The organism is Brevibacterium sp. Marseille-P9724, assembly GCF_902500275.1.
Classification (GTDB): Bacteria; Actinomycetota; Actinomycetes; order Actinomycetales; family Brevibacteriaceae; genus Brevibacterium.
In genome coordinates, this window is the sequence record NZ_LR722993.1 from 220785 (window position 1) to 242633 (window position 21849).

The 21849-nt window shown below is 63.1% G+C and carries 21 protein-coding genes; 10 read left to right on the top strand and 11 right to left on the bottom strand.

Annotated features, from left to right (window positions below):
• Positions 1-9: 9 nt before the first annotated feature.
• Entirely contained in the window at positions 10-2079 is a 2070-nt protein-coding gene (locus GC119_RS06930) for a threonine/serine exporter family protein (RefSeq protein WP_070574784.1), read from the top strand.
• Between the two features lie 14 nt (positions 2080-2093).
• Here GC119_RS06930 and GC119_RS06935 read toward each other — a convergent pair whose 3' ends face one another.
• Positions 2094-2765, bottom strand: coding sequence for a uracil-DNA glycosylase (locus tag GC119_RS06935; RefSeq protein WP_070574781.1), 672 nt, complete (start codon positions 2763-2765; stop codon positions 2094-2096).
• 164 nt (positions 2766-2929) lie between these two features.
• Here GC119_RS06935 and GC119_RS06940 point away from each other — a divergent pair, with 164 nt between their 5' ends.
• A complete protein-coding gene (locus GC119_RS06940; RefSeq protein WP_070574780.1) occupies positions 2930-4405 on the top strand; it encodes an aldehyde dehydrogenase family protein in 1476 nt (491 codons plus the stop codon).
• Positions 4406-4561: 156 nt separating this feature from the next.
• Here the strand turns inward: GC119_RS06940 and GC119_RS06945 are convergent, their stop codons facing one another.
• Positions 4562-4843, bottom strand: a complete 282-nt coding sequence (locus GC119_RS06945; protein ID WP_070574777.1) for a hypothetical protein — start codon at positions 4841-4843, stop codon at positions 4562-4564.
• 216 nt (positions 4844-5059) lie between these two features.
• Between GC119_RS06945 and GC119_RS06950 the strand changes: the two genes are divergently transcribed.
• From GC119_RS06950 to groL, 4 genes are all read left to right on the top strand, one after another.
• Positions 5060-5311, top strand: coding sequence for a DUF3263 domain-containing protein (locus GC119_RS06950; protein ID WP_070574775.1), 252 nt, complete (start codon positions 5060-5062; stop codon positions 5309-5311).
• Positions 5311-5964 carry a LytR C-terminal domain-containing protein gene (locus GC119_RS06955; RefSeq protein WP_070574773.1) on the top strand — a complete coding sequence of 218 codons (654 nt, stop codon included), beginning with the start codon at positions 5311-5313 and terminating at the stop codon, positions 5962-5964. Before GC119_RS06950 ends, GC119_RS06955 begins: the two co-directional genes overlap by 1 nt.
• A gap of 82 nt (positions 5965-6046) precedes the next feature.
• Positions 6047-6253 (top strand): cold-shock protein, encoded by a 207-nt coding sequence (locus GC119_RS06960; protein ID WP_070574771.1) that lies wholly within the window; start codon positions 6047-6049, stop codon positions 6251-6253.
• Between the two features lie 292 nt (positions 6254-6545).
• Positions 6546-8177, top strand: a complete 1632-nt coding sequence (gene groL, locus GC119_RS06965; RefSeq protein WP_070574769.1) for a chaperonin GroEL — start codon at positions 6546-6548, stop codon at positions 8175-8177.
• Positions 8178-8377: 200 nt separating this feature from the next.
• On the opposite strand, the gene GC119_RS06970 is transcribed toward groL, so the two are convergent.
• On the bottom strand, positions 8378-9109 hold the full coding sequence (locus GC119_RS06970; protein WP_226829338.1) for a TetR/AcrR family transcriptional regulator: 732 nt from the start codon (positions 9107-9109) through the stop codon (positions 8378-8380).
• Between GC119_RS06970 and GC119_RS11265 the strand changes: the two genes are divergently transcribed.
• The 3 genes from GC119_RS11265 (at position 9058) to GC119_RS06985 (ending at position 11467) form a co-directional block, all read left to right on the top strand.
• Positions 9058-10254 (top strand): MFS transporter, encoded by a 1197-nt coding sequence (locus tag GC119_RS11265; RefSeq protein WP_070574765.1) that lies wholly within the window; start codon positions 9058-9060, stop codon positions 10252-10254. The genes GC119_RS06970 and GC119_RS11265 overlap by 52 nt on opposite strands.
• Positions 10255-10398: 144 nt before the next feature.
• Positions 10399-11217 (top strand): hypothetical protein, encoded by an 819-nt coding sequence (locus GC119_RS06980; protein WP_070777480.1) that lies wholly within the window; start codon positions 10399-10401, stop codon positions 11215-11217.
• 31 nt (positions 11218-11248) lie between these two features.
• Positions 11249-11467: an RNA-binding S4 domain-containing protein gene (locus tag GC119_RS06985; RefSeq protein ID WP_070777479.1), complete on the top strand. Its 219-nt coding sequence runs from the start codon at positions 11249-11251 to the stop codon at positions 11465-11467.
• 66 nt (positions 11468-11533) lie between these two features.
• Here the strand turns inward: GC119_RS06985 and pspAB are convergent, their stop codons facing one another.
• The 8 genes from pspAB to GC119_RS07025 all read right to left on the bottom strand — a co-directional run bounded on the left by pspAB (position 11534) and on the right by GC119_RS07025 (position 20706).
• Positions 11534-12109: a PspA-associated protein PspAB gene (gene pspAB, locus GC119_RS06990; protein ID WP_070777477.1), complete on the bottom strand. Its 576-nt coding sequence runs from the start codon at positions 12107-12109 to the stop codon at positions 11534-11536.
• A gap of 6 nt (positions 12110-12115) precedes the next feature.
• The gene (gene htpX, locus GC119_RS06995; protein WP_070574758.1) at positions 12116-13018 is read right to left on the bottom strand and encodes a zinc metalloprotease HtpX; all 903 of its coding nucleotides are present in this window, start codon (positions 13016-13018) and stop codon (positions 12116-12118) included.
• Between the two features lie 55 nt (positions 13019-13073).
• Entirely contained in the window at positions 13074-13871 is a 798-nt protein-coding gene (locus GC119_RS07000) for a PspA/IM30 family protein (protein ID WP_070574756.1), read from the bottom strand.
• Positions 13872-14021: 150 nt separating this feature from the next.
• Positions 14022-14312 (bottom strand): WXG100 family type VII secretion target, encoded by a 291-nt coding sequence (locus GC119_RS07005; RefSeq protein ID WP_070574754.1) that lies wholly within the window; start codon positions 14310-14312, stop codon positions 14022-14024.
• Positions 14313-14466: 154 nt separating this feature from the next.
• The gene (locus GC119_RS07010; protein ID WP_070777476.1) at positions 14467-15666 is read right to left on the bottom strand and encodes a S1C family serine protease; all 1200 of its coding nucleotides are present in this window, start codon (positions 15664-15666) and stop codon (positions 14467-14469) included.
• 521 nt (positions 15667-16187) lie between these two features.
• Complete coding sequence (locus GC119_RS07015; protein ID WP_070777474.1) at positions 16188-18065, bottom strand: ATP-binding protein; 1878 nt, start codon at positions 18063-18065, stop codon at positions 16188-16190.
• A 63-nt stretch (positions 18066-18128) separates the two neighbouring features.
• Positions 18129-18899: a response regulator transcription factor gene (locus GC119_RS07020; RefSeq protein ID WP_070574750.1), complete on the bottom strand. Its 771-nt coding sequence runs from the start codon at positions 18897-18899 to the stop codon at positions 18129-18131.
• A gap of 193 nt (positions 18900-19092) precedes the next feature.
• A complete protein-coding gene (locus GC119_RS07025) occupies positions 19093-20706 on the bottom strand; it encodes an FMN-binding glutamate synthase family protein (protein ID WP_070777473.1) in 1614 nt (537 codons plus the stop codon).
• Between the two features lie 153 nt (positions 20707-20859).
• On the opposite strand from GC119_RS07025, the gene GC119_RS07030 reads away from it, so the two are divergent.
• Complete coding sequence (locus tag GC119_RS07030; RefSeq protein WP_226829340.1) at positions 20860-21849, top strand: EamA family transporter; 990 nt, start codon at positions 20860-20862, stop codon at positions 21847-21849.

Here is a 21849-nt window from a genome sequence, read left to right on the forward strand (position 1 = left end):
TAGGAAGGCGTGTCGACACTGGATTCTCAGGACCTCAGCGGCTCCGCTTCCGACCGCGGCGCAGAAAGCGGCGACGGCAACGGAAACGGCGGAACCGCCACACCGCACTCGGAGGCATCGACTACAGGGCGAGACCCGCAGCATGAAACTGCGACCGCGTGGAAGTCGAACGAACACGCCTCTGAACCTCCCGCGCGGTCGGCCCGGGCCCGAGACCTCCTGTCTGACCTGAAGAAGGCCGGCGCTTTCGACAAGCCAGCGCAGGAAGTCGAGCACTTCGACGAGGAACCTGCCGCTGACAGCGGCGAACCCGATGCGAAAAGCACCGGTGCCGGTGCCGCTCAGACCGCTTCGCTCAGCGTCGACCAGGTGCGCGAAGGCGTGGCCCGACAGCAGGCCGCCGACCGTGCTGCAGACCGTGCCGCCAGCGTGCCTTCCGCACAGCCCGCAGTGCCGGAACAGCCGACGGCAGCCGGGCAGGCACCTCGGCGCCCTCATGGGGCTGCCCCACGGCCCACCGGCAGTGCTGCCACCGCGAAGTCCAAGGGCACCAAGAAGAGTGCCGGGCAGCAGACACACCGCAGCTCACGTTCAAAGCGTCGGGCCGCGCAGCGCATTGCACAGCGCACGGTGGCGCGCTTCGCTTCTGACCCGGCCCCGACCACCCAGCCGGTGCCGATCGTCAAAGTTCTCGAGGGCACCCCGTACCAGGCGCCGGTGCAGGCGAAGGCGAAGAACGATGCCGAGGCCCGGATGATCTTGGACCTGGCCGTCGACATCGGGGCCATGGTGCTGCGCGCCGGTGGGGGAAGTTCGGATGTCGAGGTCAGCGTCATTGCCGCGTGCACCTCGATGGGTCTGCCGAACGCAGAAGTCGACCTCACCGCCACGGCGCTGACCATCCACTACGCGGACCCGGACGGCAAGCAGATGACGGTGGTGCGGGTTGTGCGCGAACTCTCCCCGCACTTCGCCAAAGTCTCTTCCCTGCACCGACTGGTATCGGACATGGTTGCAGGCAAAGTCGACTACGCACAGGCGCGCAGCAGACTGGACGCCATTCGCGCCCAGCGCAGGCCCTTCCCACAGTGGCTTGTGACACTCGCGTGGGGTGTTCTTGTAGGGTGCTTTGTCACGCTCATCGGCGGTCGCCTGCCGTCAGCTGTTCTGGGCTTCGGCCTGGCTATCTTCATCGACTGGGTGGGCCGGGTGATCGGCAAGACGGGCCTGCCGACGTTCTTCCTCGTCATGGCCCAATCGGCGGTCGCCACGCTGGCAGCGATGCTCGCCCATCACTTCGAGCTCATTTCCTCGCCGCAGTACTCCGTCGCCGCAGGCATCGTTCTGCTGCTGCCGACCCTCGGGCTGGTCTCAGCTGTGCAGGACGCGCTGTCGAACTTCCCGCTGACCGCGGCCGGCCGCATGGTTGAAACGGGCATGGGCTTCGCCGGGATCGTCTCCGGTATTGCCTGCGCCGTTGTCATCGGCAACACACTCGAACTCAAACCCATTGAAATCACAGTGCAGAGCAGCGGTGTGAGCGTTCTGACCACCATCATCGCCGTCATCGCCGCTTTCCTCGTCGGGGCCTGCGGCGCCATTGGGTTCTACTGTGCCCGCAGGCTGGTGATACCGGCTGCGCTCATCGGCCTGGTGGGATTCCTCGTCTACGTGGGCGCCACGCTGTTGGGCATTGAGAACATCCTCGCTCTGCTCATCGCTTCGACGGTTGTCGGTCTGTTCTGCCGACCGGTGGCCTCGCGGCTGGGATCACCGGCGATTGTGCTCATTGTCCCTGCCATCTTCCCGCTGCTGCAGGGCCTGTCGATCTTCGCGTCCGTCTACCGGATGATCCCGGTGCCGGGCGAAGAAGTTCCCCTGGCCGTTGGACTGGGCGCTCTGTTTGCGGCGATCACTGCGAACTCGGCCATTGCCGCCGGTGCTGTGCTCGGTGATTTCCTGTCGCGGCCCATGTCGCGCTACGCGAAGTCCCGCCGTGCCGCGCGGGCTCGCGCAAAAGCCGAAGAGAAACTCGAAGCCCTGCGAGAGGATGCTGGAATTCAGCCGAGTTCCGCCTGATCAGTCCAGCTGCTTCAGTCCAGTTGCCAGTTGATGGGTGCTGCACCCTGTTGTTCCAGCAGCGAATTGCAGCGGCTGAACGGCTTCGAACCGAAGAAGCCGCGGTGGGCGGACAGCGGTGACGGGTGGGGTGAGGCGATGATCGGCACGCTGCCCAGCAGGGGAGTCAGCGTCTGCGCGGGACGGCCCCACAGGATCGCCACCAGCGGCCCGCCCCGGCCGGCGAGTGCGCGCACAGCCTGTTCGGTGACGGCCTCCCAGCCCATGCCGCGGTGCGACCCGGCGTTACCAGCGCGGACTGTGAGCACTCGGTTGAGCAGCATGACTCCCTGGCGCTGCCAGGCCGAAAGGTCGCCGTGCTCGGCCGGGGGTATGCCGAGGTCGTCTGCGAGTTCGCGGTAGATATTGGCCAGCGAGCGCGGCAGCGGCCTGACGTGGCGCTCGGCAGCAAAAGACAGCCCGATGGGGTGCCCGGGTGTGGGGTAGGGGTCTTGGCCCACGATGAGCACTCGCACGTTCGCAAGCGGTTCGAAGAATGCGCGCATGACCTGTTCGGGCCGGGGGAGCACGAGGTGGTGCTGGGCATCGCGCTGGACCGTCTGCTGGAGTTCGCGCACTTTGGCAACGGCGGGACCCAGCGCTTCCAGCCAGTCGGGGCTGACGTTTTCCAACAGGTTGATCGTCATGCACACGACCCTAGCGCGGACGCACACGGGCTGTGCGCAATCGGGCAGACCGCGGCCTGCGTGGACCGCGTGCGCACGGCTATGCTGAGTCCGAGAGTGTTCCCTCCCACATTTTCGGCGGGACACAGCGCTAATGCACGGATGCCGAAAGGACAACGACGACTATGGCACAGGTACGGGACTTCCCCGGGGTCAAAGACTGGAAGATGCTCATCGGCGGCGAATGGGTTGATGCCGCTGACGGTTCGCGGGCTGACGTCATCACCCCGATTGACCGCGACCGCGTGATCGCCCGCGTTCCCGACGGCAAAGAAGAAGACGCCGACCGTGCGGTCAAGGCCGCCCGGGCTGCTTTCCCCGCGTGGTCTGCTCTGCACTTCAAGGAGCGCCAGAAGGCGCTTGGACAGTGCGCGGATGCGCTGGAAGCTCAGGCGGAAGAGCTTGCCCAGCTGACGGCAATCGACACCGGCAATGCCCTGCGCACGCAGGCTCGCCCCGAAGCGCAGACCCTGGTCGACCTGTTCCGCTACATGGCCGGTGTGGCCGGTGAAGTGAAGGGCAACACGCTCCCGGCAGGCGATGCGCAGCTGCAGTTCACCCGCCGTGTTCCGCTGGGCGTTGTGGCCGGCATTCTGCCGTGGAACTCGCCGCTGATGATTGCTGCGTTCAAGACCCCGGCAGCGTTGGCAGCAGGCAACACGATTGTGCTCAAGACTGCCGAGGACGCTCCGCTGACCATTCTCAAAATGGCCGAAATCATCCAGGAGTTCCTGCCCGCCGGTGTTCTCAACGTGGTGACCGGCAAGGGCTCGGTCATCGGTGAGGCTCTTACTCAGCACAACGATGTCGACAAGGTTTCGTTCACCGGTTCGACCGGTGTGGGCCGCCACGTGGCCGAGGTTGCGGGTTCTCGTCTGGCTCATTCCTCGATGGAGCTGGGCGGCAAGAGCCCCAACATCGTGTTCCCGGATGCCAATGACGACTACACGCTCCAGCAGGTGCTGCTGTCGACTCGCTTTGCCCGCCAGGGGCAGTCGTGCACCATGGGTTCGCGCCTGTTCCTGCACGAAGACATCTACGACGACTTCCTGGCCAAGCTCGTTGACGGCGTGGCCCAGATGAAGGTCGGCGATCCGCGCGATGAAGACAGCGACATCGGCTGCGTCATCAACAAAAAACAGTACGACCAGATCGCGAACTACATTGAGATGGGCAAGTCCAACGAGGGCGTCGAAATCGCCTATGACGGCGCTGACAGGCTCGAGGTCGGCGAATCCGGCTTCTACCACGCGCCGATCATCTTCGCCAACGCCAAGAACGAATGGCAGACCTCGCGCGAAGAGATCTTCGGCCCCGTTCTCACCGTCATCAAGTTCAAGACGGAAGAAGAGGTCGTCGAAATGGCCAACGACTCCGACTACGGTCTGGCCGCCTATGTCTTCACCAAGGACGTCGACCGCGCGCTGCGGGTGGCTGACAAGATCGAATCCGGCTGGGTGCAGGTCAACCAGGGTGGCGGCCAGGTTGCAGGCCAGTCCTACGGCGGTATGAAGACTTCCGGCTTCGGCCGCGAAGCATCGCTTGAGGGCATGCTCGAGGGCTTCACCCAGATCAAGCAGATCAACGTCAAGATCAACTGATCTGACTCGCTGAGACAGTAAGTGCCCCGGCGCCTCACACGAAGTGCCGGGGCACTATTCTGTGCCGCCATTCGGCTGCTGTTCAGTTCGGCTGCCGCTTATGTGCTTTTGTCTTTCGGACCGCTCTGGTTGCTGTGCATGCCTGATCGGGGTTCGTCAGTGTGCCCGCGGTGTGGCAGTGTTCCGACCTTGTGAGCCTCCGGCCGGTGAAGAAAAGAAGTTGACGAGGGCCCACACCGCGGAGGCCAGGATCAGCGGAATTGTCATCGCCCACGAAACAAACGCGATGACGGCCTTCGCAACCCAGCCCTCGTCCCCGGCCTGCGACCACACGGTTGCGCCGATGCTGATGAGCAGAAATGCGCCTGCCGCGCAGAGCAGAATAATGAAGACGGTGCGTGCACCCTGTGTCTTCGGCATCATGGTCTTGGCCAGCATTTGAGCCTCCATTCAGTCGGCTGCTGGCCTCGCTGCCAGCATTGCCGTGACACTACATTGCGGGAACGGGACATTGTCGTTCGCCTCCAGTTTTTTTCTTGCCCTTGTGGTTGCCCCTAAACGGCGGGGAAAGTGAACTGCCCGGTCCCATAGTCTCGGACGAGGCCTGGCGGGAAGGTCTGCCGCCGGTATTATTGCGGGTGCAGAGGAGGACGAATGTCACAGGAGCTTTCGGAACTCGAAGCGCAGATTCTGCGCTTCGAAGGACAGTGGCACACCTACGGGGGTGCCAAGGACCACGCGATCCGCGAACAGTTCGACATGTCCGCCGCCCAGTACTTCCAGGTGCTCGGCAGACTCCTCGACAGCCCCGCGGCCCATGCTGAAGATCCCGTTCTCATCAAACGGCTTCGCAGAATCCGCGACTCACGACAGGAAACCGGAGCACAGGCGAGGATCCCGCGCTGATGGCAGACAAACACCAGTACGAAACCCGTGCAGAACGCCGTGCAGCAGACGCTGCAAACCGCCGAGGCGGAGCCCACCGGGCCGTCTCATCGGCAGGCAGCCATAAAGCGGCGACCGCTGTTGTCATCGTTCTTGCGCTGGTGGCTGTTCTCCTGATCGTCGGTGCGGTCAACATCATCCGCTCCGCAGGCTCAGACCCGGAAGCCAAAGTCGAAGAACAGCAGCAGAAGGAACCTGGAGCAGGCGACGATGCCAAGGACAAATCGTCACAGTCAGGCGAGCCCGGTGAGAGCACGCAGAGTGAAAGCACCCCGAGTGACGGCGAATCAACCGGCGGGGGAGTGACGACCGTCGAAGCTGAAAGCGGCGATCCCAATCTGTCGATCCTCAACGCATCCGGCGTCAACGGTGCGGCCAGGAAGTTCGCCGACCAGTATGAAGCACAGGGCTGGAAGATGGGGCGCGTGAGCAACGCGGGCACCCGGGTGTCATCTACGACCGTCTACTATTCGTCCTCGGAGTACAGCGATGCTGCTGAGCGCGTGGCCGAGGGGCTTGGCGGTGTGAGCGTCGAACAGTCCCGTCGCTACCAGGTGGGCGTGACAATCCTCATGGGCCCGGATGTCGCCGACAGCGATCCCGCCGAGGGCTGACCGAGAGCTGGCCTGGAAACCGGGCCGGTGAAGCTCCCTGCGGGCGGTAGACTGAAGTTTCGTTCCACACTTGGGAGATGACATGACACAGGGAACCGTCAAATGGTTCAACGCGGAAAAGGGCTACGGCTTCATCGCCGTAGACGACTCTTCCGACGAAATCTTCGTCCACCATTCGGCAATTCAGATGCAGGGCTACCGGTCGTTGGCCGAAGGCGGTCGCGTGCAGTTCGACATTGTGCAGGGGGATAAGGGCGCGCAGGCTGAGAACGTCGAACCGCTCGACTGACAGCCGCCGCAGCCGAACTGAACTGCTCACGAGGGGGAGGAACAGGTCTTCTGTCCCTCCCCCTCGTCGTGTTCCTTAGACGGGAGCCCAGTGGGCCCTGCGAGGTGCCAGCGGCAGGGGATTGGTATTTGCACTCTCAGGTCGAGAGTGCTAAATCTAGTGGTGGTGAAACGCACTGCCCAGGCAGAGGACGCCGGGCCTGAAGAAGGGATTCAGGCTCTGCTTCCTGCCGTCGCGGGCACCTGGCAGTGCTAGTCAACTGCCACCCCTTACAGGGAGGAAGCCAGCCACTATGGCAAAGCTCATTGCATTCGACGAAGAAGCTCGTCGCGGCCTGGAGACCGGCCTGAACACCCTGGCTGATGCAGTCAAGGTGACGCTCGGTCCCCGCGGACGCAATGTTGTTCTCGAAAAGAAGTGGGGCGCACCCACCATCACGAACGACGGCGTGTCCATCGCCAAGGAAATCGAGCTCGAAGACGCCTACGAAAAGATCGGCGCCGAACTCGTCAAGGAAGTCGCCAAGAAGACCGACGACGTCGCAGGTGACGGTACGACCACCGCTACCGTTCTGGCACAGGCTCTCGTGTCCGAAGGTCTGCGCAACGTCGCAGCCGGTGCAGACCCGCTCAGCCTCAAGCGCGGCATCGAAAAGGCCGTTGAGTCCCTGACCGAAGTTCTGCTCGACTCCGCTAAGGAAATCGAAACCAAGGAACAGATCGCTGCCACCGCCGGCATTTCCGCTGGCGACCCGGCAATCGGCGAACTCATTGCCCAGGCCATCGACAAGGTCGGCAAGGAAGGCGTCGTCACCGTCGAAGAGTCCAACACCTTCGGACTCGAACTCGAACTGACCGAAGGCATGCGCTTCGACAAGGGCTACATCTCCGGTTACTTCGTGTCTGACGCAGAGCGCCAGGAAACAGTGCTCGAGGACCCCTACATCCTCATCGTCAACTCGAAGATCTCGAACGTGAAGGACCTCCTGCCGGTTCTTGAGAAGATCCAGCAGTCCGGCAAGCCGTTGCTGATCATTGCCGAAGACGTCGAAGGCGAAGCCCTCGCCGTCCTCGTGGTCAACAAGATCCGCGGAACCTTCAAGTCGGTTGCCGTCAAGGCCCCCGGCTTCGGCGACCGCCGCAAGGCCCAGCTTGCAGACATCGCGATCCTCACCGGCGGCCAGGTCATCGCCGAAGAGGTCGGGCTGAAGCTGGAGAACGCATCGCTGGACCTGCTGGGCACCGCCCGCAAGGTCGTTGTCACCAAGGACGAAACCACCATCGTCGAAGGTGCAGGCGACGCCGACGAAATCGCCGGCCGCGTGCAGCAGATCCGCACCGAGATCGAAAACTCGGACTCGGACTACGACCGCGAGAAGCTGCAGGAGCGCCTGGCCAAGCTGGCCGGCGGTGTTGCAGTCATCAAGGCCGGAGCCGCAACCGAAGTCGAACTCAAGGAAACCAAACACCGCATCGAAGATGCCGTCCGCAATGCCAAGGCGGCTGTGGACGAAGGCATCGTCGCCGGCGGTGGTGTGGCCCTCATCCAGGCAAGCGACAAGGCCTTCGAAAACCTCAACCTCGAAGGTGACGAAGCCACCGGTGCTGCCATCGTCAAGGTGGCCATCGAAGCTCCGCTCAAGCAGATCGCCATCAACGCCGGCCTCGAACCCGGAGTTGTGGCCGAAAAGGTGCGCGGACTCGAAACCGGCCACGGTCTCAACGCCGCAACCGGCGAATACGAAGACCTCCTGGCAGCCGGTGTCAACGACCCGGTCAAGGTGACCCGCTCTGCTCTGCAGAACGCCGCCTCGATCGCCGGCCTGTTCCTCACGACGGAAGCCGTCGTGGCCGACAAGCCGGAACCCGCTCCCGCGGGTGATCCCACCGGCGGAATGGGCGACATGGGCGGCATGGGCTTCTGATCCGGCCAACCGTGAACACGCCCTCCTAGGGCACAGGCCGCGGGCGCAGACGAACTGTCTGCGCCCGCGGTTTTTCTGTGTCTGGGGTGGCTGGCTTTTTGTTGGCATCGACCGCGTTCTATGCATTGGCAGTGACCCGGCCTGTGGCACGGCCTCTAGCCTGAATCGCGCTGCGGACGGCGAAGGTGGGCGTCACGAATTCATGGTGTTTTCGCACTCAGAAGGTCCATTGCGGCGTGCTTCGCCGTTTCGAGGCTGCCGCTTTCCGGATTCACCCCGTGTTGGGCTATCCCGCCCTCGAGCAGCAAAAACACATAATCTGCCAGAGCTTCTCCAGCCTCACTGCCAACCTCTTCTGTGACCAAGCGTCGGACTGCACTCAGTACAGCCTGTTTGTGGCTTCGGATGACTTCGATCCCGGGGTGGTTCCCTCGCAACTCAGCTGCCGCATTGAGGAATGCGCATCCGTGAACAGCGCCGTCAGCATCGTCGGTGTAAGCCTCGAATACAGCGTTGATCCGTGGGCGCGGCGCTTCGGCCAACCGGTTGTCCAGGCGTGTCTGCCAGCGTTGATTGCGCTGCTGAAGATAGGCCTCCACCAGGCGCTCTTTGGACCCGAATCGATTGTAGAGAGTGCGCTTTGTCATGCCCGCTTCCGCGGCGATGGCTTCAACCCCCACAGCGTGGATGCCATGGGTGTAGAACAGCCGCTCAGCGGCATCGAGAATACGGTGCGCCCCGGGGGTGAGGTTGGTCAGGGCACTGCGGTCCATATGCACTCCTCGGTTGTTTTCACTGACCAGTGTACCTAGAATCAGTTTCACTGATCGGTAAAGGTGGCTCGAATTGTCTACCTTCGCACGAAGGGAGTTGCGCTTTGGTGCAGGTCGCAGAATCTGAGGGCGATAAGCAGCCTCTTTCCATTTGCTCAACAGCTGCATTGGGTGCTGCGGGAGCGTGCCTCATAGCTGTCTGCTACGGGCTTGCCCGATTCGCCTACGGACTGTATTTGCCTGCGTTTCAGGACGATCTTGAACTCGGGTCAACGGCTTCTGGGGTGATCGCAGCCGCCAGCTATGCCGCCTACTGCGCCGGTATAGCAGCCTCAACTGCCCTGACTGCACGGTTCGGCGCACGTACGGTCGCCGTGTCTGCTGGGCTGCTTGCGACGGCTGGCTGTGCTGCAATTGCTGCCGCACCTTCAGCGCTGGTGCTTGGAATAGGCGTGACTGTCGCAGGGTCCAGTACGGGCGTGGCCTCACCCCCTTTGGCCAGGGCGGTCGCAGACCATGTTGCAGCGCGACGGCAGGATCGAGTCCAGACCGTGGTAAACGCCGGAACCGGTTTCGGCGTGGCAGTCTCAGGTCCTGTCGCTCTGCTCACGCATGAGCACTGGCGCGCAGGCTGGTGGGCCTTTGCTTTGGCGGCCGCCGTGGTGTCGTTCTGGACGTGGAAGGCGGTTCCCGCTGGCCCGATCGGTGCAGCTCGCTCGGCAGGTGCAGAGGGTCAAGGCGAGTGGCGCGGTCTATTCCCCGCTGGCGCGTGGGCTTTGCTTGGCGGGTCAATGATCATGGGGGCAGCCAGCACGGCCGGTTGGACGTTCGGACCGGCCCTGCTGCAGGACGCTGGCGGTCATGGTCCGAGTCTGACCACGGCAGCGTGGATTGTCCTGGGAGTGTGCGGGTTGGCAGGTGCAGCCGCTGGGGATCTGGTGGCACGTCTATCTCTGCAGACCGCGTGGCGGGTGTTGATGATCGCACTTTCCGGGGCAACGGTGGTATGGGCGCTATGGCCCCACAGCGCTGTGGTTGCAGTGGTGGCATCAGGCGTGTTCGGTGCGGTCTACATCGCTTTAACCGGTGTGCTGCTCGTTTGGGGAACCCGGTTGTATCGCGGTCGAGCGTCAACGGGGGTCGGCTTGGCCTTTCTGGCAATTGCTGCAGGCCAGTCTCTGTCAGCCTTTGTCCTCGGCGGGTTGGCTGACCTTGCAGATTTGCAGGCAGCGTTTTTAGCAGCCGCGGGCATGGGTGTGCTTGGTGGATTGATTCGGCCAGTGCGGACCCGAGTTCAATGGTGAGTGTTCTCGTTCTGGTTGGGTGCACTGTCTGCGCCCGCGGTTTTTCTGTTGTCTACACGAGCGGCACAGATGTGAGGCTCAGTTTCTTCGCAGATTCGGTGACCATAATGAGCCCCGTACACCGCACGCGGAGAAGGGACTTTCATGGGCTTCGCTTTCCTCGTCATTCTGGTTGTGGGAGGTGCTGCGGCGTTTGCCATCGCACGCAGCAACAAGAAGAACGAAGAAGCAGCTCGGCAAAGCGAACTGGCAATCGTTGCCAAAGCGTCAGAAGAAGACGTCACGCAGTTCGGTGAAGAAGTTCAGGCTCTTGATCTTGAAACCGCCGGCGTGGATCTCGGCGACGGGGGTCGGCAGGACTACCAAAAGGCAATCAGCTGCTACGACCTCGCAAAGGATCTTCTGAGCAAGGTCAACCGGCCCGAAGACATCCGCCACGTGACAGAAGCCCTGGAAGACGGCCGCTACGCCGCCAGCTGCGTCCGTGCCCGCGTGGAAGGCAAACCGCTGCCCACTCGCCGCCCTCCGTGCTTCTTCAATCCGCAGCACGGTCCCAGTGTTGAAGACATCGACTGGGCGCCCGCCGGTGGACAGCCGCGCCCGATTCCCGTGTGCGCCGCAGACGCCGAGCGCGTTGCAGTCGGGGCCGAGCCCTCAGTGCGCAAGGTGACGCTCGCAGACGGAATGTCGCGCAGAGCCTACTGGGAAGCCGGTCCGGCCTATGCCGAATACAACCGCGGCTACTATTCGAACTACGCGGGTTCCGGCATGCTTCCGGGTGTGCTCATGGGTGCGATGCTCATGGGGCCGATGATGGGCGGCATGGGAGCTTGGGACGGCTCCTACGCCGACGGCTACCAGGACGGTCTGGCCGCTGACGGCGGTATCGGCGATGGCGGCGACATGGGCGGAGACATGGGTGATTTCGGCGGAGGCTTCGGCGATTTCGACTTCGGCTTCTGATTGACTGATATCAGACAGCAGAAGGAGAACAGTGGAAGAAGTCTGGATTCGCGACGACAGCATTCGCCTGGGCCAAGTGCTCAAACTCTCTGGCTTCGTTGAAGACGGAGTCATGGCCAAGGAGCTCATTCAGGACGGTCAGGTGTTCGTCAACGGCGACCTCAATTCGCGACGCAGCTCAAGCGTCAACGTCGGCGATGTCATAGCCGTGCCCGCACTCGACGTCGAATTCACAATCACACGGGGCTGAGGCCGCCGCGCAGGCAAGCGGGCGCATTTGCCCAGCGCTGCGTGTCAGCTGAGCCCTCAGCCGACCTCAGTCGTTCATACCCGGCGCGTCCCACAGGGGAGACCACTTGGAGATGTCTTCCTCAAAGCGGAGGTCCGCGCCGATTGCCGCTTTGATGTTGAACTCTTCTGCGTTGTCCCTGCGGTGCGGTCTCGTCTGCACAAACGGGTAGAACGTCCCGCGCTTGTACAGGTAGACCAGAGCGGCACGCGCACCGGCGGGCGTGCTGAAGTACAGGGACGAACACAGCAGCATGGGGCCGAATCCCGCGTTTTCAATTGAGCTGTTCACGGCGTGAAGGTTCGTCACCAAGCCGGGGATGTCCCGTGCCGGGCTTTTCAATACGTGCCACGAATAGCCATAGTCGTCCTGGTCGGTGCGGACCTCTAGTTCGGCATCTTTGGCTATGAGCGCCGATGCTTCGCGCACAGCATCGGCAGATGCACCGCCTTCAACTGCACGGTAGGCCACGGACGCAACACCCGTGGGTGCGTAGTCGGTTGCGGCCTCCAGGGTCAGTGCTGCCGGGGGCAGGCCGAAAAGAGCATCGAGGTTTGGCTTGACCGGCTTGGAGCGTCCCAGCAGAGCGTCGAAGAATCCCATGAGGCCTCAGCGCTGTGAAAGGCTGCGGGCGATGTCCTGCAGCTGGGCCAGGCGCTTCTCCAGGCTGGGGTGGGTGGAGAACAGCTGGCTGACGGACTTTCCGTTGACGGCGGGAATGAGTGCGAGGTGATTGGCCGCCCCTGCTTCTCGCAGGTCTTGGTCAGGCACCTTGGTCATCTGACCGGAGATCTTCATAAGAGCGCTGGCCAGTGTTGACGGCTGCCCCGTGAGATAGGCGGCGGCACGGTCAGCGGCCAGTTCGCGGTACCGGCTGAGGGTGCGGATGAGCACAAAGCTGATGCCGTAGACGACGGCTCCCACCAGCATCATGGCGATCATGACGGCCGCGCCGTTGTTGTTGCGCCCGCCATAGCGGACGTACATGCCGGAGCGAACCATGAGGCCTGCGACGACGCCGGTGACTCCGGCGACGGTCATGACGGTGACATCACGGTGGGCAACGTGGGCAAGTTCGTGGGCGAGCACCACTTCGACTTCTGCCGGTTCGAGAGTTTCCAGCAGGCCGCGGGTTACGCACACGACGGAGTGCTGGGGCGAGCGGCCGGTGGCAAAGGCGTTGGGCACGGGAGTGTCTGCGAAGGCGACGCGCGGCTTGGGGGAGTCGGCCAGCTGAGTCAGCCGGTCGACGATGGCGTGCAGTTCCGGTGCTTGTTCGGCAGAGACTTCGTAGGCGCCCATGGCGCGCATGGCGAGTTTGTCAGATGAGTACCACTGGAAGAAGAAAGCGCCGAAGCTGATGAGCAGCGCGATCACCACACCGCCCAGGGACTGCCCCAGGATCCACCAAATGGCCAGAATCAGGATGACGTAGATCAGGCCGTTGAGAAAGATAGCCCACCCCATGCGGATGGACAGCCCGCGGTCTTTGACGAACCTGTTTCTGGCCACTGTGCTCCTCTTGGTGTGCGCGGCGGGCCGATGTCCCGGCCCGCCGCGCTGTGTGTCAGCCCTGCTGGGTGTTGTTCTCTTCTGCCGAAGCGCCGGTCGGCTGGTCGGCTTCTTCTGCGTCCTGAACGTCTTCGAGCTGTCCCTGCGGCTTGGACGCCGGAAGGGATTCGCGCATGCGCTGCAGTTCCATTTCGACGTCGTTATCGGAGCTCATGGCCGCCAGCTGACGGTCGATGTCGTCACCGCCGGTGCCGCTGAAGTCTTCCAGCGCGCCGGTTTCGAGCAGTTCGTTCATCGCCCCGGCACGCGCCTGAAGTTCGTTGGTCTTGTCTTCTGCGCGCTGGATGGCCAGGCCGACATCACCGAATTCGTCGGAAATGCCGCTGAAGGCTTCGCTGACCTTGGTCTGGGCTTCGGCGGCGTTGTAGTTAGCTTTGAGGGTTTCCTTGCGGGTGCGGAACGATTCGACCTTAGTCTGCAGACGCTGAGAGGCCTGCGTGAGCTTCTGCTCTTCCGCCTGCAGGTTCTGGTGCTGCGCCTGGAGGTCTTCGATCTGCTGCGCCAGCCCGGACTTGCGGGTCAGGGCTTCGCGGGCGAGGTCTTCACGGCCCATTTCAAGAGCTTTCTGGGCCTGGCCCTGCAGTTTGGCCGACTGCGATTCAAGCTGGCTGATCTGCAGTTCCAGGCGTTTGCGGCTGGTGGCGACATCGGCAACACCGCGGCGGACCTTCTGCAGCAGGTCGAGCTGCTTCTGGTACGAGTAGTCGAGGGTTTCATTGGGGTTCTCAGCGCGGTCGAGGGCCTTGTTGGCCTTGGCGCCGAAGATCATCTTGATCCGCTGGATAATGCTCATGGGCGCAGATTACTCCTTGCAGTGACTGCCTGGCATGTCTTCTGCCCAAGCCTAACGGTCCCGGCTGAGAAAACCCGAGTTCTGCTCAGCCGGGACCGTGATTTTGTGCATTCAGCGAAACCTGTGTCCGGTCGATAGGCCTCCGGAAGGTCAGGCGCGGAAGAGTTTGGTGTTGGCGCTTTCGACCTCCGCATACTGCTGGCCTGCAAGAGCCAGCGCTTTCTGAATTTCCGTGAGCGATTCGTGGACTTTGGTCTGCACCTGCTGCCAGTCGGCCACCACGGTTTGGAAGCCGGCGGATGCTGTGCCGGTCCAACATTCCTGGAGCGCGCGCAGCTGGTGCATCAGCCGATCGACTTCGCTGTGCAGATTGGCTGCGCTGTGCGAAGCGCTGGAAGCGGCTTGGGTGATGCGTTCGGCGTCAATGTTGATAGTGGACATGAGGCTCCTTCTTTGTCGATGAGCACCGGGTGGTGTCATCACGAGAATGCGCCGGGCACCCAAGGCAGGAAAAGGCAAGAAGAAAGGCTGTGGAAACAGTCCCGTGTCTCCACAGCCTTTCGCGCGCAAGTGGCCCGTGCCGCAAGCGGCCGGCTCAGCGGGCCTTGAGTGAAACGGTGACTTCTTTTGTCTTGCCGTCGCGGATGATCGTCAAGGGCAGTTCCTGCCCGTCTTTCTGCGCTCGGACAAGAGCCTGCAGTGATATGGCGGAGTTGACGGTGGTGCCGCCGGCTTTGACGATGGCGTCGTCCTTGCGCACACCTGCAGCGGCTGCGGGGGAGCCGTCTTCAACCTTTGACACGACGGCTGCGCCCATCGTGATCCCGTCGTTTTCCACAGATCCCGACGTGATGTTCACGCCGAGGTAGGCGTGTTTGGCCTTCCCTGAGCTGATGAGCTGATCGGCGATGTACACCGCCTGTGTGGCGGGGATTGCGAAGCCGATGCCGATCGACCCGGCCTGCTCTCCTTCGGAAGTGGGCATGGTGGCAATTGACGAGTTCACGCCGACGAACTTGCCTGCCGCATTGATGAGCGGCCCGCCGGAGTTTCCGGGGTTGATGGCTGCATCGACCTGAATGGCGTTGGTGATCGTCGAAATGTCCGCTTCGCCGCCGGAACCCTTTTGCTGGGTGGCGACCGGACGGTTGAGCGCGGACACGATCCCTGTGGTGACGGTGTCAGCAAGACCGAGTGGATTGCCCAGCGCCATTACGGGCTCACCGACTGTGAGGCCGCTGCTGTCGCCGATCGGCAGAGGGGACAGCCCCTCGGGCTTGGTGGACAGCTTCAGCACCGCGATGTCGGTGATGGGGTCGCGTCCGACGATTTTCGCGGCAACGGAGGACCCGTTGCTGAACACCACGCTGATCTGCGACTGTGCGGAATCGCCGGGGGCAACCACGTGGTTGTTGGTCACAATGTGGTCGTCCTTGTACACGAAGCCCGAACCGAGGGCTTCGCCTTCGGCACCGCGGGCTTGGATCGAGACGACTGACTTCGACGCGTCAGCAGCGACCGCCGTCCAGTCGGGGCTGTCGACGGTTTTGACTTCCTGGTCACTGGTTGACGTCTCGATTTCCGAATGTCCATCGCGGCTGCCGCCGATTCCGCCTGTTGCCGCGGTGACACCCACTGCCGTGCCGCCGCCGATGAGTGCCGCGATGACGCCGGTGGCGATGAGCGCTCCCCAGCCGGGCCCGCGTCGAGGAGGCTGAGCCGGACGCGGCGGGACGGGAGGCGGCCCCTGTGGGCCGAAAGGCGGACGGCCGCCCGGTTGAGGGGTGGGCTGCAAAGGTCGATTGCCCTGCTGCTGTCCCGCATGCGGAGGATGCTGAGTGGCCCGCGGAGGGACTTGACTGCCCACTTGCTGCCGGGCGTGAGGAGCCTGGCTGCTTGGGTGGTGGGCGCGAGGGTTCGGCCCGGGGGCGTGCGGCAGAGCCGGGTTGCCCGGCTGCTGGCCCTGCTGCGGGTGCCCGGCGGGCCCAGGCGGTTGATTTCCAAAGCCTCCGGCCTGCCCTCCGGGCTGTCGTCCGGCGGGGGCTGCAGCCCCCGCCGGACGTTGTTGCCCTGCTGGTTGATCTGGCCCCGCTGCCCCTGTCGGGTGTTCTTGCCCTGCCGGACGCCCTGGCCCTGCCGGCTGATTCGGCTTGGACGGCTGTTCTGGCTTTTCCTGTTGGGCCTGCCCCGCTGGCTTGCCTGGGTTCGCCCGGCCCTGCTGGCCGACTCGCGGTGGCTGTTGAGAGCTGCTGTTCTGCGGGCGCTCGCCTGTGCCGTGCGTGCCGTCGTTGGGCTTATCGGGGTGGCGCGGATCGGTCATGAGCGGTCCTTTCTGGTGGTTTCAGGCAGCACGCCCTCCGGCGGAATGGGCAGGTCGACGCGGAACGTTGCTCCGCCGCCGGGAGTTTCGTGGACGGAGATTTCGCCCTTATGGGAGTCGATTATCGCCTTGACGATTGACAGCCCCAAGCCGGACCCGCCGGTGGAGCGGTCGCGGGATGAGTCCAGACGGTAGAACCTTTCGAACACTCGGGGAGCTATCTCAGGATCAATTCCCTCGCCGTGGTCGCGCACTTCAATGCGCACGCGTCCCGCGGGGAATCCTTCGAGAATGTCGGGAACGATGATGCCCCCGGTGCCCGGCGGTGCCAGCGGCTGTTCGCCGGCAGCCGTCTGCGCCTCGGCAGTCGCACTTGCGCTGTTGTCTGCAGCAGTGCTCGTCTTCTGGCCTGCCGAGCTGGCCTGGGCCTTTTCCGGAGCTTTTGCCGTGTTTGTCGCACCGTTCTTCGCTGTGGCCTTGTCCTGAGCCTTGCTTTGGCCCTTGCCCTGGGTTTTGGCGTCGGTGCGGCTGCTGTCGCGTTTGAATATGCGGACCGGCCCGGTGACGAAATCAAGTGCACCGCGGGACTGCTTGGCTGTTTCGTCAGTATTGTCGGCAGCGTCGCTGCTTTCGGGAACATCTACGACTCCGACGGCGAAGTCGATTGCGACATCGTCCGCCGTGTGCCGCAGGGCATTGCCCGCCAGGTTGCTGACGACTTGTCGGAGTTTGGAATCAGCGCCTTCGATGAGCGGAAGTTCGGGTGCGTCTTCGCCGTCGAGGCCTATGAACGAGATTTCGCGCTGGGGTGCCTGGGCGGCAGTGTCGGCTGCGGTGTCGCGGACGGCGGCGGCCATGTCTACGGGACCGATTTCAGCGCGGCGCTCGCTGTCGAGCCGGGCAAGCACCACGAGGTCTTCGACGAGATCGCCCATGCGGATGGACTCAGCTTCGATCCGGCCCATGATCTGGCCGACGTCTTCGGGCTTCTGCACAGCACCCTGCCGGTAGAGCTCCGCGTAGCCGCGGATGGTGACAAGCGGTGTGCGCAGTTCGTGGGACGCGTCCGAAACGAATTGTCGGATGCGCTTTTCGGAGGCTTTGCGCCCGTCAAAGGAGTCCTCAATGTGCCCGAGCATGGTGTTCAGGGCACTGGACAGGCGCCCGAGCTCTGTGGAGCTGGGGTATTCAGTCACGCGCTGCGAGAGGTCGCCGGCGGCAATGCGGGAGGCCGTTTTTTCGATGTCGCGCAGAGGACGGAAGGTGTTGGTGATGGCGAAATAGCCGACGCCGCCGACGATCGCCAGCGCCAGTACGCCGATGCCGATCATCGTATTGCGGGCGTACTCGCTGATGTCGTCGATGTCCTTGTCAAACGGAAGGGCGATTGCCACGAGCATGTCGGAGTTCTTCAGCGGCAGGGTGCGCACCCGCCACTGCGACGTGCTTCCGGGAACGGTGAATGGCTGGCTGCGGTTCTCTGCAACCGTCTTCGTGTTGACTTCCGGCAGGTAGGGAACGTTGGTCTCCGAGGGGGCGACCGGGTCATATGCTTTGCGGCCGTCTGCCGTGTAGAACTGCACGTAGTAGGTTCCCGGCAGCATTGAGCTGATGATCTGGTCTTGCGAGGTGTTCTGCAGCGGGGTGCGCGTCATGACTTCGTCGGCAGCTTTGATGGCCAGTGCCTGCGATGTGGTGACCAGGCGCTGGTCTGTGCGCTCGATGAGCGATGCGCGAAGGTTCTCAAGGACCCATGCGCTCGTGCCGGTGAGTACGAGCAGCATGAGGGTCATCATGATCGCCAGCAGCTTGCCGGTGAGCGACCAGTCTTGCCACAGGACGTGTGATGAGCGGCGCTGAGCGGGGGTGGTCAAAGTCAGTGTGCTTTCCAATGCAAAGGGGCGAGCCTGTCGGTCCCGCCCCTTGTCGATGCATGTTTACTTGGAGTCTGTCGTGCGCAGCATGTATCCCACGCCCCGTTTGGTCTGGATCATGGGAGTCCATTCGAGGTCGATGGGGTTGCCGGCTTCGTCTGTCTTGGGGGCTACGTCGATCTTGCGGCGCAGATACGAAATATAGGATTCCACGATTCCGGTGTCGCCGCCGAAGTCGTACTCCCACACGTGGTCGAGGATCTGCGATTTCGACAGCACGCGGTTGGCGTTGAGCATGAGGTAGCGCAGCAGTTTGAATTCGGTGGGGGACAGGTCGATGAGGATGCCCGCGCGGCGCACTTCGTGGGTGTCGTCGTCGAGTTCGAGTTCGCCGACTTCGATGACGGCGGTCTCTTCTTCTTCTGCGGCGTGGGTGCGGCGCAGGACCGCCCGGATGCGAGCGACGACCTCTTCGAGGCTGAACGGCTTGGTCACATAGTCGTCACCGCCGACGGTCAGGCCCGTGATCTTGTCCGAGGTGTCATCGCGGGCGGTGAGGAACACCACCGGAATGTGGAGGCCGGACTGGCGCAGACGGCGGGTGACGGTGAACCCGTCCATGTCGGGGAGCATGACGTCGAGCACCAGGAGGTCCGGCACCTGCTGTTCAGCCAGGCGCAGGGCTTCGGCCCCGTTGGCTGCCGAAATGACTTCGAAGCCGGCAAACCGCAGGCTGGTGGACAGCAGTTCGCGAATATTGGGTTCATCGTCGACAACGAGCAGGGTCGCTTCGACTTCCTGCGTGTCCTGGTCTGGGGTGATGGGAGTCGTCATGCCATCAGTCTGCTCTTCAAGTCTGAATGTTTGCTGGAAGCTGCCTGAATATCATTGTTGCATGGATCACATTGAGTGCGTATTCGTTCAGTGCTGTGCATGCAGGGGCCCATCTGTGGACCAGGTTGAGAGCGCGGCACACAGAAAAGGCTCGGAGTCTAAGAGGATTCTCAAACTCCGAGCCCCGGCAGCCTTAGGCGGACCCGCGGAAGCCAGCGGAAATGGGCGGGCCGAACCGGTGCGGGTCGGCGTGGTTCCAGTCTTCGGCCCAGCTGCGGCGCGGTGTGCCCAGAAGTTCGCCTTCTTCCAGCCAGTCATAGGCCTCGGCGTAGGACTCGGTGCGCGACTGCGAAACGCGGCGGAACACGTGCGAGGGGCGAAGCTGATCGGGACTGTCCAAGCCGATCGTGGCTATCATCTGCGCTGTTTCTGCAACGGTCGACTTGTGATAGTGGTACACCTGCTCGGCCTTGTCATCGACATCGAGCCCGCGGTACAGGTGCGGGTTCTGCGTGGCCACGCCGGTGGGGCACTTGTTGGTGTGGCAGCGCTGGGCCTGAATGCAGCCGGTGGCCATCATCATGGCGCGCGCAGCCAGGCAGTAGTCAGCGCCCTGGGCAATGCGGCGGATGATGTCGGTGCCGGCGACGATCTTGCCAGCCGCGCCGATCTTGATGTGTTTGCGAAGTCCCGCACCCACGAGCGCGTTGTGCATGAGGATGAGGCCCTCGGTCAGCGGCGTGCCCACGTGGTCTTCGTATTCCAGCGGGGCGGCGCCTGTTCCGCCCTCGGAGCCGTCAATCACGATGAAGTCCGGCAGGATGCCGGTTTCCAGCATGGCCTTGACGATTGCCAGAACGTCCGTGCGCAGGCCCACGCACAGTTTGAAGCCGATCGGCTTGCCGCCGGACAGTTCGCGCAGCTGACCGACGAACTGCATGAGTTCGGTCGGAGTTGTGAAGGCCGTGTGCGATGGCGGGGAGATGCAGTCTTTGCCGGGCACTACACCGCGGGCCTCAACGATTTCAGGCGTGATCTTCTCAGCCGGCAGAACACCGCCGAGGCCGGGTTTAGCGCCCTGTGACAGTTTGATGAGCACGCCCTTGATGTGGGGGTGGACGACCCTCTGGGCGAACATTTCGGGGTTGAAGTTGCCTTCGGGAGTACGGCAGCCGAAGTAGCCGGATCCGAACTCCCACACGATGTCCGCCCCGGATTCCAGGTGGTAGCGAGTCACACCGCCCTCACCGGTTTCCTGGAAGAATCCGCCCTTGTGGGCCCCGCGGTTCATGGCGCGCACCGCGTTGACGGACAGAGCACCGTAGGACATGGAGGCGATGTTCAGCAGCGAAACGTCGAACGGCTGGGAACACTGCGGTCCGCCGATGACCACCCGGTGTTCGCCTTGGGGGCGCTTGCCGGGGACAACGGAGTGCAGCAGGTATTCGTAGCCGGAGTCGCGGACTTCCAGTTCCGTTCCGAAGGACTTTTCAGCGTGGATGCCGCGTGCGCGTTCGTAGATGAGGGCGCGGGCGTCGGCGTCGTAGGGCCGACCGTCCCAGTTCCTTTCCACAAAGTACTGCTGGATCATGGGGCGGATCTCTTCCATGAGGTACCGCATGTGGCCCAGCAGGGGGTAGATGCGCAGCACGGCTAGTCGGGGTTGGACGACGTCGTAGATCGCCAGCGCCAGCAGAGCCCCGAAGATGACGACGGCTATGAGCCACCAGAGAGTGTGGAGAATTGCCAGTGCGATGCTGCCGAGGAACAGCAGCGCGACAGCTGTGATCGTGAGAATGGCAAACATGGGTACAACGTTACCGCCCGACGGTGACTTTCACCCCGTCGAGTCCGGGCCGATTTCGGCAGTACCTCAGCGGGGCTTCTCAGGCGTGATGTCGGGGAAGTGCGGCCTCCACCCGTCTTGACTTCAACTCGGGCCAGCCCCCACGATGATTCGGTGAATCGGAACTTCATTCTCGGCCTGCTCATCACGCTGGTGTCGTGCTTTCTGTTCGCCATCTGCGCACCCTTGGGCAAGCTCATGTATGCGGGTGACTGGACTCCGGGGCCGGTGACGTTTGTGCGCCTGGCCGGAAGCTGCCTCCTGCTGGCGATTCCGATGTTCATTCAGATGCGCGGCCGCTGGCGCGAAGTGTGGCAGGCCCGCTGGTACGTGCTGACCTACGGTGTCGTCTGCATGGCCGGTGTGCAGCTGCTGTTCTTTTTGGCGATTGAGCGCATGAGCCCGCCTATTGCGCTGCTTCTGGAGATGACCGCCCCGCTCATGATTGTGCTGTGGGTGTGGGCGAGCACCCGCTTCCGCCCGTCCACTCTGACGTTCATCGGCATTGTCGCCGCGGCGGTGGGCCTGCTCATCATCCTGGATCCGCGCGGTTCTTCCGTTGATCTGCTGGGTGTGTTCTTCGCTCTGTCTGCTGCGGTGTGCCTGGCCGCGTTCTTCGTCATGTCCGCCAAGGCCGATCTCAGCTTTCCGTCGGTGACTCTCATCTGCATCACAATGGGCATCGGCGCTGTTGTAGTCGCTCTCATCACAGCGGTGGGCCTCATCCCGGCAGGTATGACCACGCAGGATCTCGACGCCAACGGCACCGTCCTTCCCTGGTGGGCGGTTGCGCTGGCTCTGCTGCTGTGCACAGGCGGGGCCTACACCACGGCGGTTGTGGGCGTGCGCTACATCGGTTCGACCATTTCAAGCTTCATGAACCTGATTGAGGTTCCGATGTCGGTGGTCATGGCCTGGATTCTGCTGGGCGACCTTCCCGTTGCCGTTCAGGCCATCGGCGGTGTTTTTGTGCTCATCGGCGTGGTCTTCGTCAAGCTCGGCGAGAAGCGACAGGAGCGCCGCCGAGTGATTGCCCGGACGAACGTTCACCCGGATACCGCGGAAATTCACTTGGTCGTCGAAGAAGAGGCCCCGGAGAGCTGA